15 protein-coding genes are annotated in these 13,104 nt (G+C 52.6%); 6 read left to right on the plus strand and 9 right to left on the minus strand.

All coding sequences use genetic code 11. The features are described 5' to 3' along the window. Positions 1–465: 465 nt before the first annotated feature. Together pcnB and folK are read left to right on the plus strand one after the other, a co-directional pair. Complete coding sequence (pcnB, locus tag ACMV8I_RS11240; RefSeq protein ID WP_498865511.1) at positions 466–1,791, plus strand: polynucleotide adenylyltransferase PcnB; 1,326 nt, start codon at positions 466–468, stop codon at positions 1,789–1,791. Continuing rightward, the gene (folK, locus tag ACMV8I_RS11245; RefSeq protein ID WP_498865309.1) at positions 1,788–2,267 is read left to right on the plus strand and encodes a 2-amino-4-hydroxy-6-hydroxymethyldihydropteridine diphosphokinase; all 480 of its coding nucleotides are present in this window, start codon (positions 1,788–1,790) and stop codon (positions 2,265–2,267) included. Before pcnB ends, folK begins: the two co-directional genes overlap by 4 nt. Before the next feature lie 11 nt (positions 2,268–2,278). Here folK and qseC read toward each other — a convergent pair whose 3' ends face one another. After that, positions 2,279–3,661, minus strand: a complete 1,383-nt coding sequence (gene qseC / locus ACMV8I_RS11250; protein ID WP_498865310.1) for a quorum sensing histidine kinase QseC — start codon at positions 3,659–3,661, stop codon at positions 2,279–2,281. Then, entirely contained in the window at positions 3,658–4,356 is a 699-nt protein-coding gene (qseB, locus tag ACMV8I_RS11255) for a quorum sensing response regulator transcription factor QseB (RefSeq protein WP_498865311.1), read from the minus strand. Before qseB ends, qseC begins: the two co-directional genes overlap by 4 nt. A 236-nt stretch (positions 4,357–4,592) precedes the next feature. Here qseB and panB point away from each other — a divergent pair, with 236 nt between their 5' ends. From panB to panD, 3 genes are all read left to right on the plus strand, one after another. Then, positions 4,593–5,387 (plus strand): 3-methyl-2-oxobutanoate hydroxymethyltransferase, encoded by a 795-nt coding sequence (gene panB, locus ACMV8I_RS11260; protein ID WP_498865312.1) that lies wholly within the window; start codon positions 4,593–4,595, stop codon positions 5,385–5,387. A 26-nt stretch (positions 5,388–5,413) separates the two neighbouring features. Further along, positions 5,414–6,268, plus strand: coding sequence for a pantoate--beta-alanine ligase (gene panC, locus ACMV8I_RS11265; protein ID WP_498865313.1), 855 nt, complete (start codon positions 5,414–5,416; stop codon positions 6,266–6,268). 142 nt (positions 6,269–6,410) lie between these two features. Further along, a complete protein-coding gene (gene panD / locus ACMV8I_RS11270; protein WP_498865314.1) occupies positions 6,411–6,791 on the plus strand; it encodes an aspartate 1-decarboxylase in 381 nt (126 codons plus the stop codon). A gap of 40 nt (positions 6,792–6,831) precedes the next feature. Here the strand turns inward: panD and ACMV8I_RS11275 are convergent, their stop codons facing one another. Further along, positions 6,832–7,602, minus strand: coding sequence for an ABC transporter permease (locus ACMV8I_RS11275; protein WP_498865315.1), 771 nt, complete (start codon positions 7,600–7,602; stop codon positions 6,832–6,834). After that, positions 7,602–8,525: an ABC transporter ATP-binding protein gene (locus ACMV8I_RS11280; RefSeq protein ID WP_498865316.1), complete on the minus strand. Its 924-nt coding sequence runs from the start codon at positions 8,523–8,525 to the stop codon at positions 7,602–7,604. Before ACMV8I_RS11280 ends, ACMV8I_RS11275 begins: the two co-directional genes overlap by 1 nt. 149 nt (positions 8,526–8,674) lie before the next feature. On the opposite strand from ACMV8I_RS11280, the gene can reads away from it, so the two are divergent. After that, entirely contained in the window at positions 8,675–9,331 is a 657-nt protein-coding gene (can, locus tag ACMV8I_RS11285) for a carbonate dehydratase (protein ID WP_498865317.1), read from the plus strand. 103 nt (positions 9,332–9,434) lie between these two features. Here the strand turns inward: can and hpt are convergent, their stop codons facing one another. The 5 genes from hpt to srlD form a co-directional block, all read right to left on the minus strand. Next, complete coding sequence (gene hpt / locus ACMV8I_RS11290) at positions 9,435–9,971, minus strand: hypoxanthine phosphoribosyltransferase (protein WP_498865318.1); 537 nt, start codon at positions 9,969–9,971, stop codon at positions 9,435–9,437. Positions 9,972–10,083: 112 nt separating this feature from the next. After that, positions 10,084–11,049, minus strand: a complete 966-nt coding sequence (gene gutQ, locus ACMV8I_RS11295; RefSeq protein ID WP_498865319.1) for an arabinose-5-phosphate isomerase GutQ — start codon at positions 11,047–11,049, stop codon at positions 10,084–10,086. Next, positions 11,042–11,815 (minus strand): glucitol operon DNA-binding transcriptional repressor SrlR, encoded by a 774-nt coding sequence (srlR, locus tag ACMV8I_RS11300; protein ID WP_498865512.1) that lies wholly within the window; start codon positions 11,813–11,815, stop codon positions 11,042–11,044. The genes gutQ and srlR overlap by 8 nt, the downstream gene beginning before the upstream one ends. Positions 11,816–11,896: 81 nt before the next feature. Further along, a complete protein-coding gene (gene gutM / locus ACMV8I_RS11305) occupies positions 11,897–12,259 on the minus strand; it encodes a transcriptional regulator GutM (protein ID WP_498865320.1) in 363 nt (120 codons plus the stop codon). Between the two features lie 51 nt (positions 12,260–12,310). Beyond that, positions 12,311–13,090, minus strand: coding sequence for a sorbitol-6-phosphate dehydrogenase (srlD, locus tag ACMV8I_RS11310; RefSeq protein WP_498865321.1), 780 nt, complete (start codon positions 13,088–13,090; stop codon positions 12,311–12,313). Between the last annotated feature and the right edge of the window lie 14 nt (positions 13,091–13,104).

Genomic DNA, 13,104 nt, shown 5'->3' on the forward strand with positions numbered 1-13,104 from the left:
GCGTCGCGTTATTTTTATCAGTCACTATCGAGGTGTCCCATTTTTACCCGAGTAGCCAATTTCTGCCGTAAGGTGCTAATTCGTGAAGACAAAGTCATTCGTGAAGACAAAGTTATTCATGAAGAAAATGCGGTGCCAGAGCAAGCCCCTCTTCGTGAAGATAAAACCCATCACGAGACAACGCTTGTAGCTGAAGGCAACGTGAAAACGGCCCCAGCTCCACGGCGCGAACGCAGCGGGAGCCGCGATAGCCGTGGCCGCCGGGATGAAAACACGCACCGAGGTGATCGCCGCAATAACAGCGCTTCGCAGAGTCAGGGCCCGCGCCAAAGCACAAACAACGGCAACCGCCGCCCGGCCAGCGAGTCGACACGTGGCGAACGTCAGCCCATTATTGAGCGCTATGTCACTGAGCATCCGCCCAAACCGCGTGCATCTTTCGACTACGCCGGTGAGACACGTGCAATAACAGTGATTCCGCGCGACGAGCACAATATTTCCCGTCGTGATATCAGCGAAAACGCACTGAAAGTTCTCTATCGCCTGAACAAATCTGGCTATGAAGCCTATCTGGTCGGCGGTGGCGTACGTGATTTACTGCTGGAAAAGAAACCCAAAGATTTCGACATCACCACCAACGCCACGCCGGATCAGGTACGTAAACTGTTCCGCAACTGCCGTCTGGTGGGTCGCCGTTTCCGCCTGGCACATGTCATGTTCGGACCGGAAATCATTGAGGTTGCTACCTTCCGCGGTCATCACGAACAGCTGGAAGAAGAACCGGAAGACAAAAACTCTTCCCAGCAGGCGGTGAACGGTATGCTGCTGCGTGACAATATTTTTGGCACCATCGAAGATGACGCCCAGCGCCGCGACTTCACCATCAATAGTCTATATTACGGCGTAGCTGATTTCACCGTGCGTGATTACACCGGCGGTCTGCGCGATCTGGAAAATGGCATTATTCGTCTGATTGGTGACCCGGAAACCCGCTACCGCGAAGATCCGGTAAGGATGCTACGTGCTGTCCGTTTTGCCGCCAAGCTGGATATGAAAATCTGTCCGGTAACGGCCGAACCCATTCCACGCCTGGCGACCCTATTGCAGGAAATCCCGCCAGCGCGGCTGTTTGAAGAGTCGCTGAAATTATTGCAGTCGGGTTATGGTCATCAAACTTACCTGAAGCTGTGTGAATACCAATTGTTCCAGCCGTTGTTCCCGCTGATTGCCAGCCAGTTCACCGAACAGGGCGACAGCCCGATGGAACGAATACTGAATCAGGTATTAAAAAATACTGACTTCCGCCTGCAAAACGATCAGCGCGTTAATCCGGCATTCCTGTTCGCCGCCATGCTGTGGTATCCGGTGATTGAACATGCGCAGAGGCTGGCGCAGGAAGGCGGCCTGACTTATTACGATGCGTTCTCACTGGCGATGAACGACGTACTCGACGAGCAATGCCGTTCACTGGCTATACCGAAACGTATCACCACGTTAGTGCGTGATATCTGGGCGCTGCAACTGCGTCTTTCTCGCCGTCAGGGGAAACGTGCACACAAGCTGATGGAACACCCTAAATTCCGCGCCGCCTTTGATTTACTGGCACTGCGTGCGGAAGTGGAACAGCATCGCGAACTGCAAAGCCTGACCGAATGGTGGAATGAATTCCAGGAGGCCACTCCTGCGTCGCAAAAAAACATGCTGGGTACGCTGGGCGATGACGTCGCACCACGCCGCACCCGTACGCGCCGTCCGCGCAAACGGGCACCACGTAAGGAAAGCGGTCAATGATCCGGGTCTACATTGCGCTCGGCAGTAATCTTGCCAAGCCTGTAGACCAGGTTAACTGTGCGCTGGAAGCTCTGGCGCATATGCCCCGCACCAAACTGGTGGTGTGTTCCGCGTTTTTCCGCAGTAAACCCCTTGGGCCGCAAAATCAACCCGATTTCCTCAACGCTGTTGTGGCGCTTGATACCCACTTGCCTGCTGAGGAGCTTCTGGATGCCACACAGGCGATTGAACAGAATCAGGGACGCATACGTAAGGCCGAGCGCTGGGGGCCACGTACGCTGGATTTAGACATGCTGCTGTACGGCAACCAAGTGATCAATACCGACCGGTTGATTGTCCCGCATTATGATATGAAGAACCGCGAGTTTATGCTCTACCCGCTGGCGGAGATTGCCCCGGAGTTGATTTTCCCCGATGGTGAATCCCTGCAGGAGGTTCTGACCCGCGTCCCGCGCAACGGTCTGGCCCGCTGGTAGCCCAGCATTAATCATCCCGAACAGCTTGCCCGAACTTCTACCCGCGTTCCACCTTCAGCCCGGTTGCGGTATACGACGCGAAGCCCATGCAGCTGGGCGATTCGTTTAACAATCGAGACCCCCAGTCCACTGCCGGTCTGTTCCTGACCCGGCGGACGATAAAAACGCTCACCCAGCCTTGCCAAATGTTTATCTGAAATGCCCGGCCCGCGATCCTCGACGTTAATGCCCTGCTGGCTGAGATGGACAACCACCGACGATCCCGCGGGTGAATATCGCACCGCATTATCCACCAGATTACGTAACATCAACGACAGCAACAAAGATTGCCCCTCAATCGCTGGCGGTGTACCGGTATTTTCAAAGCGCAAAGCGATACCCTTGGCATGGGCGGCAGCATCCTGCTCACCCAGGGTCTGCGCTATCAGCCCTGCCCAATCTACCGGTTCCAACTCATCCAGCCCACTAAAAGACTCCAGCCTGGACAGCGTCAGCAACTGATCAACCAGTCGGGTGGCGCGGTCGATACTGGTGGTAAGATTTTGCAACGCATGTTCACGCATTTCGTTGTCATCACCAGACAACTGCACCACTTCGGTTTGCACCCGCAGCGCGGCAAGCGGACTACGCAGTTCGTGGGCTGCATCTGAGGTAAAACGCCGTTCACGGGTTAGCATATCGCCGGTACGGGTAAACAATGCGTTGAGGGATAGCACCAGCGGCAGCACTTCGCTGGGTACCCGGTCGGTGGAGAGAGGGGAAGCATCATCAGGAGCACGCCGGTGAAGATCGCCCGCTACGCGGCGCAGTGGGCGCAGCTCCAGACCCATCATCACCATCATGGCCAGCAGCAATATTGGCAGGCAGGCCAGCCACGGCAGCAGTTGTCCGGAGACCAGATTCCAGGCCATATCCTGACGATAATCATATTCCTGACCAACGGCGATGCGAAAGCGTCCGTCCGCAGTCGTCAGCCACAGCAGCCGCCATGGGTCGTCATTGTTATTGATTTCACTATCAATAAAGCCCTGTGTGTTCTTATCAAAGCGGATATTTTTGCCGTTTTCACCGTCGTTAAGCAGCATCTTGCCCTGCAAATTAAAGATGGCGAACGTCAGAGCGTCATCATCGGTATGTCCGCGCCCGGATTTGTGCACCAGCTTTTTGGTCTCAGGCAGACGAACTTCATGATTTTGCAACAACATATCGCCCACGCCAGTGGCCGCCAGGCGTTTGGCAAATAACATTTGTTGAGTATCAAGCACTTCGTTGATGTTGTGGCGGGTCTGATACCAGGCTATAGCAGAGGCCAGCAGCCAAGTGACCAGCGCCAGCATGCCAAACAGCAGGATCAAACGCAGACGTAAACTAAGATTTTTGCAATGTTGCTTCACGCATTTTCTCCGGTCATGGAGTCCCTTACATCGGCGAGCGCATCTCCCAGGGTATAACCCACACCGTGAACGGTACGGATGAAACCGTTACCCAATTTTTTACGCAGATGGTGAATATGCACCTCGACAGCGTTGCTGCTAACCTCGTCATCCCAGTTGTAGAGTTTTTCCTGGATCAACGGACGCGGTAAAACACGACCTTTGTTATTGAGGAATAACTCCAGCACCGTTATCTCACGCGGTGTAAGCATTACCGGGTCGCCGTTCAATGCAACGCTGCGTAACGCTGGGTCGAATTCCAGAATACCATGGGTAATTTTTGGCGTAATTTGCCCGTGGCGACGTCGGATCAGCGCCTGCAAACGCGCCGCCACTTCCACCAATGCAAACGGCTTACACAGATAATCATCGGCACCGGCCTGCAATCCGCTGACCCGTTGTTCAAGCGCATCACGGGCGGTTAGGATCAAGACTGGCGTATCTTTCCCAGCCTGACGCCACTCTTTAAGCAGCTGCATACCGTCCATTCCGGGCAGACTGAGATCGAGGATCACTGCATCATAAGGTGCGCTGTCGAGCGCCACTTTTCCGATCAGACCGTCGGTAAACCAGTCGAGTGTGAAACCCAACTTTCCCAGTCCGGCTTTAATACCGTCGCCGATCATCTTGTCATCTTCTATCAGCAGAATCCGCATGCGCCTCGCTCCCATCGTTAAATTAACCCAAAATCATTCGAGTCACAGAAAGGCGGCCAACGCATCTGCGGCTTGAAGGATAAAGAGGTTCTCCATGCCTCCAGTATACGTCAGGCATATTAAGCGGTTCTTAAGATCTACAGACTGAAGTCAGTAACTTCACTACCTGCTTATCGGGCCATACAGTAGAATAACAACCCGATATTCACCGTATGAATTGTCCACAGGAAGATCCCATGAAAACCACCACCCTGAGTCAGTTACGCCAGTGGAAACAGGATAACCATAAGTTTGCGACCCTCACCGCATACGACGCCAGCTTCGCCCAACTGTTCGCTGAACAAGGGGTCCCGGTGATGCTGGTCGGCGATTCACTCGGTATGGTCGTGCAGGGCAATGATTCTACCCTGCCGGTTACCGTTGAAGATATTGCCTATCATACCCGCTGCGTACGCCGTGGTGCACCGCTAGCCTTGCTGCTGGCTGACCTGCCTTTTATGAGTTACGCCACGCCCGAGCAAACCTTCGCCAGCGCCGCCGTGCTGATGCGTGCGGGGGCCAATATGGTGAAGCTGGAAGGGGGAAGTTGGTTGTGCGATACGGTGAAAATGCTGACTGAACGTGCAGTGCCGGTATGCGGACATTTGGGTTTGACGCCACAGTCTGTGAACATTTTCGGTGGTTATAAAGTGCAGGGCCGTGATGAAGTGGCTGCTAATCTGTTGGTGAAAGACGCGCTGGCGCTTGAGGAAGCGGGTGCACAGCTACTGGTACTGGAGTGCGTTCCGGTTGAATTAGCCCAACGTGTAACGCAGGAGCTGTCTATCCCCGTCATTGGCATCGGCGCAGGAAATGTGACCGACGGCCAGATTTTAGTGATGCATGATGCCTTTGGTATTACCGGCGGCCACACGCCCAAATTCGCCAAAGATTTCCTCAGCGAAGCCGGTGATATGCGCAGCGCCGTGCGTCTTTATGTCGAACAGGTTGCTCAGGGAATTTACCCGGGCGAAGAACACAGTTTCAAATAAATACCGGTTACTAATCAGGAGTTGTCGTGCTAATTATCGAAAACATACCGCTGCTGCGCCGTGAAATTCATTTTTATCATCAGAACAATAAACGTATCGCGCTGGTTCCCACGATGGGCAATCTGCACGAAGGCCATATGAAGCTGGTAGAAGAGGCCAAAGCGCGCGCCGACGTGGTGGTGGTCACTATTTTTGTTAACCCAATGCAATTTGAACGCCCCGACGATCTCGAACGTTATCCGCGCACTTTGCAGGAAGATTGCGAGAAACTGAACAAGCGCGGCGTGGATCTGGTCTTCGCTCCCTCACCTGCCGATATTTACCCTAAAGGCTTGGCGACGCAGACTCAGGTTGATGTGCCCGTTATCTCGACTATTCTGGAAGGTGCCAGCCGCCCCGGCCATTTCCGAGGTGTGTCGACTATCGTCAGCAAATTGTTCAATCTGGTGCAGCCCGATGTGGCCTGTTTCGGGCAGAAAGATTTCCAGCAGTTGGCACTGATCCGCGCCATGGCAGAAGACATGGGCTATGGCCTCGAGATCGTCGGCGTGCCGACGGTACGTGCTAAAGATGGTCTGGCACTGAGTTCGCGCAACGGTTATCTGACCAATGATGAGCGTAAAACCGCGCCAAAGCTGTCAAAAATCATGAACCAATTGGCCGAACGCTTAACGCAAGGCGAACGCCATATCGAACAGTTACTGGATGAGACGGCACAGCAGTTGCGTGAAGCCGGTTTCACTCCGGATGAGCTGTTTATCCGCGATGCCAGGACGTTGCAAGATCTCGGAGTAGACAGCACCTCAGCGGTGATCCTGATGGCTGCATGGTTGGGAAAAGCGCGGTTAATTGATAATCAACAGGTTGATCTGACCCAGTAGACAGCGGGGATTAAATCAGCAAAGATGTGTCGGATATAAGATTTTTAGTTTCCGAACTGAACGGTATTTCATGTGATTTTATCCATTCGCTTTCACGCCACGATCGTGGGAAACACGACGGATAAATACGAAGGGCACTGCAATGATTCGAACTATGCTCCAGGGTAAACTGCACCGGGTTCACGTTACTCAGGCAGATTTACATTACGAAGGGTCCTGCGCCATCGATCAGGACTTTCTCGACGCCTCAGGTATTTTGGAATACGAAGCCATCGATATTTATAACGTTGACAACGGTCAGCGTTTTTCTACTTACGCCATCGCCGCTGAACGGGGTTCTCGTATTATTTCGGTCAACGGCGCGGCAGCCCGTTGTGCCTGCGTCGGCGACCTGCTGATCATCTGCTCTTACGTGCAGATGTCAGATGTTGAAGCCCGTAAGCACCAGCCGAAAGTAGCCTATTTCGAAGGCGATAACATTCTGAAACGCACCGCGAAAGCCGTGCCGGTTCAGGTGGCGTAATTAAGCCCCTTCCCCTCGTGAGAGGGGAAGGGGCAAAAAATTAGCTTCGCAGGCCGCGACCACGCTCTATCAAATACCACGCCAGCAAATAAAATGCCGCGATAAACGCCACCAGCACGCCCATAGTGAACACCAGAGGCACGTCAGAAATCCCGAGAAAACCATAACGGAAACCGCTAATCATATAGACGATTGGGTTCAGCTTGGAGACGGCCTGCCAGATGGGCGGCAACAGGGAGAGCGAGTAAAATACTCCGCCCAGGTAAGTCAGCGGTGTCAGCACAAAGGTCGGGATCAGACTGATATCATCGAACGTTGTCGCGAATACCGCATTCAGCAGGCCGCCCAGTGAGAACAAGATCGCGGTCAGCAACAGCGTCAGTGCAATCACCCACCAGGAGTGGATCACCAGCGGTACGAAGAACAACGAAATTGCTGTAACCAGAATTCCGACACAGATCCCTCGCGCCACGCCACCGCCGACAAAGCCGGCGATCACCACGTGAGTGGGCACCGGCGCCACCAGCAACTCTTCAATATTGCGCTGGAATTTCGCGCTGAAAAACGACGCCGCCACGTTGGCATACGAGTTGGTGATCACCGCCATCATGATAAGACCCGGTACAATAAACTGCATGTAGGTAAAACCGTGCATGCTGCCAATCTGTGAGCCAATCAGGTTGCCGAAGATGATGAAGTAGAGCGCCATGGTGATAACCGGCGGAACCAGCGTTTGGATCCAGATGCGTCCAAACCGGTTAATCTCTTTTAGCCAGATACTTTTCAGTGCCACCCAATACAGTTGCGACATTATTTCGTTTCCCCACTGCCGTTCACCAGAGTGACAAACAGCTCTTCCAGACGGTTAGCTTTATTACGCATACTCAAAACCTGCACACCCTGATTGCTCAACTGGCTGAACAGAGAGTTCAGGCCTTGCTCGCGCATCACTTCCACCTCCAGCGTTGAGGTATCTGTCAGATGACTGCGGTAGCCTTCCAGCTGCGGCAGGGTGCTTTTAGGGCCTAAATCGAGAATAAAGGTTTCTGATTTCAGCTTGGAGAGCAGCGCTTTCATGCTGGTGTTTTCCACCAAGAGACCGCCCTGAATGATGCCGATATTGCGGCACAGCATTTCCGCCTCTTCCAGATAGTGCGTAGTCAGGATGATTGTCGTGCCCTGCACATTCAACTCTTTGAGGAAGCCCCACATGGAACGGCGCAGTTCGATGTCCACACCCGCGGTCGGTTCGTCAAGAATGAGCAATTTTGGCTCATGCATCAGTGCGCGGGCTATCATCAGGCGACGTTTCATCCCACCGGAAAGCATGCGGGAGCGTTCGTTGCGCTTGCCCCACAGGTCAAGCTGGGTAAGATATTTCTCGGCGCGTTGCAATGCCAGCGGACGAGGAACGCCATAATAACCCGCCTGATTTACCACAACCTGCATCACGGTTTCAAACGGGTTGAAATTGAATTCCTGCGGCACCAACCCCAGCTGGCGCTTGGCATTAACAATATTTTTATCAATGTCATAACCAAACACCCGCACCTTACCGGCGGTTTTATTAACCAGTGAGCTGATGATACCAATAGTGGTAGATTTACCGGCACCGTTCGGGCCAAGCAAGGCGTAAAAATCCCCTGCTTCCACTTTCAGGTCGATGCCGCGCAACGCTTGCACGCCACCGGCGTAGGTCTTGGTTAACTTCTCCAGTTCTAATGCATATGTCATAAATGGAGCTTACCTTGTGTAGAGAACCTTGTTATAAATTCTGACGTTAAGATTTGATCATCATTTGGGATGCTGAATCTGTTTAAAAAAAAGAGGTGTTCCCCTATATTAACCCATCGCTACGAGTTGGTTACAGGCTATTAACTTCCATGAATGAGATTGAAACACTTAAAAGTAATAACGCCCTTTGGTCAAAAACCATGGTGGAAGAAGACCCAGGCTTCTTCGAACGTCTATCAGAATCGCAAAAACCACGCTTCCTGTGGATTGGCTGTTCCGACAGCCGCGTTCCGGCAGAACAACTGACCGGACTCGAACCCGGTGAACTGTTTGTTCATCGTAACGTGGCTAATCTGGTGATCCACACTGACCTCAACTGCCTTTCCGTCGTGCAATACGCCATCGACGTGCTGGAAGTTGAGCACGTGATCATCTGTGGTCACTACGGCTGCGGCGGCGTACAGGCGGCGGTTGAAAACCCGGAGCTCGGGCTTATCAACAACTGGCTGCTGCACATTCGTGATATCTGGTACAAACACAGCTCACTGCTTGGCGAACTGTCGCCGGACCAGCGTCTGAACAAGTTGTGTGAACTCAACGTGGTTGAGCAGATTTACAACCTCGGACACTCAACGGTAATGCAGTCAGCATGGAAGCGCGGGCAGAAAGTCTCCCTGCATGGCTGGGTTTATGGCATTCAGGACGGGCGTCTGCGCGATCTCGAAGTGTCCTCCACCAGCCGCGAAACCCTTGAACAACGTTATCGTCAGGGCGTCTCCGCCCTGCTGCATGGCAATCCAGAGTAACTGTACAAAAGATTAAAAAGCAAAAGGCACATTATGTGCCTTTTTTTGTGCCTTTTTTCAGGCATATCAATCTGCGGATGCGATAGGCGAAGCCGATCAGTGGTTACTCGTCGAGCATCACTACCTTGCCGACATACGGCAAATGACGATAACGCTGGGCATAGTCGATGCCGTAGCCGACCACGAATTCGTCGGGAATGGCGAAACCGACGTATTCGACTTTGACGTCAACTTCACGGCGCTGAGGTTTATCGAGCAGCGTACAAATAGCCAGTGATTTAGGTCCGCGCAGTTGCAGCAGTTCACGCACTTTGCTCAGCGTATTGCCGGAGTCAATGATGTCTTCGACAATCAAAACGTCTTTGCCGCGGATATCCTCGTCGAGATCTTTGAGAATTTTGACATCGCGCGTGGTGGACATACCGTTGCCGTAGCTGGAAGCGGTCATGAAATCCACCTCGTGGGATACGTCAATGGTACGACACAGATCAGCCATAAACATAAACGAGCCGCGTAGCAGCCCGACCAGCACCATTTCGCTGCCGCTGTCGCGGTAGTGCCCGGTGATTTCACGGCCTAACTCGGCGATACGGGTTTTGACTTCTTGTTCGGAAATCATGACGTCTACTCTGTGTTTCATAAAACCTAACCACCTGAAATTTTTAATATTTATCACCATCAATCAAAAAATGGCAACCATAAAGCGGCAGGGATTATAACAAAGAACCCGCTGAGGGGTTAACGCCGAAATATCAGCCAATACCAGCCTGATGTAAATCGTGCAGATTTATCGCACCAACCAGAACACCATTGCTGTCCACCACCGGTGCAGCACTGATGTTTTGCTGATGAAGAGCTTCCAGCGCCTCACCGGCTCGAGACTGTGCCGGTAGGCGGTAACCCGGCCGTGTCATGGCGTTGAACAGAGGCTCATTCAGACTATGCCCTTTGACCAGCCATCGGCGCAGGTCACCGTCGGTGAAAACACCAACGACGCGCTGCTGCGCATCACATACGGCAATCAGCCCGAGGCCGGTGCGGCTCAGTTCCAGCATCGCATTCATGACATTGTCGTCGCTACCCATCACCGGCAGACGGTCACCAGTTCGCATCAAATGATGCACGTGGGTAAGCAGACGGGCACCCAGACTGCCGCCGGGATGTGAGCGGGCAAAATCTTCTGCACCAAAACCCCTGTGACGCATCAGCGCCATCGCAAGGGCATCGCCCATCATCAGCGTATTGACCGTGCTTGAGGTTGGGGCCAGACCCATTGGGCAGGCTTCACGCTCAACGCTGATATCAATCACGGCGTCAGCCGCATGCGCCAGCGGGGAATCTCTACCGCCGGTAATGGCAATAAGCTTGGTGTTATTTTCTGCCAGCAGTGGCAGCAACATATCCAGCTCTTTGGCACGGCCTGAATAAGAGATGAAAATCAGCACGTCTTGGCTGCCAATCATACCTAAATCACCATGCAGCGCTTCGGCAGGATGGACAAAGAAGGCTGGCGTACCGGTACTGGCCAGCGACGCGGCGATTTTTTTTCCGATATGCCCCGATTTTCCCATGCCAGATACTACGGCTTTACCAGTGCAGTTCAGCAGCAGATGGCAAGCGTGGACAAAGCGCTCATCCAGCCGGGTCATCAACCTCTGTGCTTCTTCAATTTCGATTTCCAACGTTTCGCGTGCGAATTCCAGCAGCGATTTATTCATCTTCTTCTCCCACAAGAATGATGCGAATACCGTGTTTTTCAATCGCCTCACGATACTGTTGGCTGATACCGCTGTCAGTGATCAGAGTATCGACACGGGAAAGGTCGCATACAATATTGGGGCTTTTACGACCAAATTTTGAGGAGTCCACCATTAGAATGATGCGCTCTGCAGCTTTGCACATAGCTTGGCTGACACCATGGGCTTCATTAAACGTCGTCACGCCGCCGTTGAGATCCACACCATCGGCACCGATAAATAGCTTGTCGAAATTAAACTGGTTGAAGGCACCTTCGGCCAGGCTGCCGTGAAAAGAGGAGGATTTTTTACGATAAGTGCCACCGGGCATCAGGATAGTCTGGTCGTTATCCAGCTCGACCAACGCATTGACGATGTGCAGACTGTTAGTCATCACCGTGATGTTATTAAACTGGCCGAGAAAAGGCACCATCTGCATGACCGTACTCCCCGCGTCGAAAATCAGAGAATCGCCGTCCTGAATTTCTTTAATAGCGGCGCGCGCAATGCGCAATTTTTTGCCGGTATTAATGTGGGTTTTGCGATCAATGGGCTGATCGCCCTCTTCTCTGCTCAACACCACGCCGCCGTAGGTACGGATCACCGCGCCCTCTTCCTCCAGCAGGGTGAGATCTTTCCGAATGGTCGTGCCGGTGGTAGCAAAATGCGCCGCTAGGTCATCTACTGCCGTTTTACCAAATTGTTGCAAATGTTCCAGTATCGCCGCCTGACGCTGTTTAGGTTTCATCACGATTTACGCTCAAATTTTCAGATAAATTCCATTCATTATCATTCTTTTTGAAAGATAATAGCTTTTAAAATGAAAATATCATGATTTCGATTCAATCGCTAATAATAGTGCAGTCTGAACATTCGGATCTTTCGGAAAGGTCACACCTATCATCAACTGTTGCCGGCTCATACCGTTGAGCGTGCAAAGAGGTTGCGGACTAGCGAAAATCGTCAGGCCGCGCAGTAAAAAACCGGCACAGACTTTCTCTTCTTTATCGAATGCCAGCGCCAGCACAACACGAGGTTTGAAGCGTCCGGCTGAACGCCCGACACCAACACTGCCCTGCTGACATAACCGGTCAAATGCCCGATTAAAGCGTTGTAACTGCCACCAGCCCAATGCTATCTGCGCCAGCCAGGCCAGCACTGCGCAGAAGATTAATGCCGAAGTCGATGTCATCGAGTCCTCCTTAAAAGCGAAAATCCGCCCCGGTTACCGGAGCGGATGGCATCAGAACATCACCTGACCGCCGGTGATATTGATCGACTGGCCGGTGCAGTAAGAGGCCTTATCGCTGGCGTAAAACAGCAACATGTCGAGCACATCCTGATAGTCACAGCCGCGTTTGAGTGGCACTTTGTCGATATAATACTGTTCGACCTGATCGGCATCGATACCTAATTTATTGGCGTACTGCGGCAATAATGTCTGGAACATCGGCGATTTTAGTAAATTCCCCAACATCAGCGAATGCACCGTAATACCATATTCGGCCAAATCCAGCGCCATAGACTGTGTCAAGCCCACCCCGCCAAACTTCGCTGCGCTGTAACCTGCATTATGTTTACTGCCCACTTTGCCGGATTTCGAGTTGATCTGAATGATGCGCCCTTGGATCCCATCGCGGATCATCAACCGTGAAAACTCACGGGCGCACAGGAAATAGCCCACCAGATTCACCTGTAATGAGAGATCGAAATCATTCAGAGCAAAATCCATGATCGGCGAAGCCTTCGCCATTCCCGCACTGTAAACCAGTAAACTCATTTGGCCGAATGTCTGATCAACGGCTTTCGCCAGTTGCGCGACACTGCTTTCACTGGTGGCATCCACGCCAAATCCAAAGGCTCGATCTGCTCCGAATTGTTGATTGATCTGTGCTGCTACCAGCGCGGCATTCTTCTCATTGAGATCTGCAACGGCAACCCGATAACCGGATTCAGCCAGTCCCTGACAAAGAAATGCGCCCAGCGTTTGACCACCACCGATCACGACTGCAACCTGTTCCATAATTGACTCCTGAT

This window comes from Ewingella sp. S1.OA.A_B6, from assembly GCF_049889095.1.
Classification (GTDB): Bacteria; Pseudomonadota; Gammaproteobacteria; order Enterobacterales; family Enterobacteriaceae; genus Ewingella.

Coding starts and splice junctions, on each gene's coding strand:
- folK (WP_498865309.1), top strand. CDS start 1,788: ATGATCCGGGTCTACATTGCGCTCGGCAGTAATCTTGCCAAGCCTGTA.
- qseB (WP_498865311.1), bottom strand. CDS start 4,356: ATGCGGATTCTGCTGATAGAAGATGACAAGATGATCGGCGACGGTATT.
- panB (WP_498865312.1), top strand. CDS start 4,593: ATGAAAACCACCACCCTGAGTCAGTTACGCCAGTGGAAACAGGATAAC.
- panD (WP_498865314.1), top strand. CDS start 6,411: ATGATTCGAACTATGCTCCAGGGTAAACTGCACCGGGTTCACGTTACT.
- ACMV8I_RS11275 (WP_498865315.1), bottom strand. CDS start 7,602: ATGTCGCAACTGTATTGGGTGGCACTGAAAAGTATCTGGCTAAAAGAG.
- ACMV8I_RS11280 (WP_498865316.1), bottom strand. CDS start 8,525: ATGACATATGCATTAGAACTGGAGAAGTTAACCAAGACCTACGCCGGT.
- can (WP_498865317.1), top strand. CDS start 8,675: ATGAATGAGATTGAAACACTTAAAAGTAATAACGCCCTTTGGTCAAAA.
- hpt (WP_498865318.1), bottom strand. CDS start 9,971: ATGAAACACAGAGTAGACGTCATGATTTCCGAACAAGAAGTCAAAACC.
- gutQ (WP_498865319.1), bottom strand. CDS start 11,049: ATGAATAAATCGCTGCTGGAATTCGCACGCGAAACGTTGGAAATCGAA.
- srlR (WP_498865512.1), bottom strand. CDS start 11,815: ATGAAACCTAAACAGCGTCAGGCGGCGATACTGGAACATTTGCAACAA.
- gutM (WP_498865320.1), bottom strand. CDS start 12,259: ATGACATCGACTTCGGCATTAATCTTCTGCGCAGTGCTGGCCTGGCTG.
- srlD (WP_498865321.1), bottom strand. CDS start 13,090: ATGGAACAGGTTGCAGTCGTGATCGGTGGTGGTCAAACGCTGGGCGCA.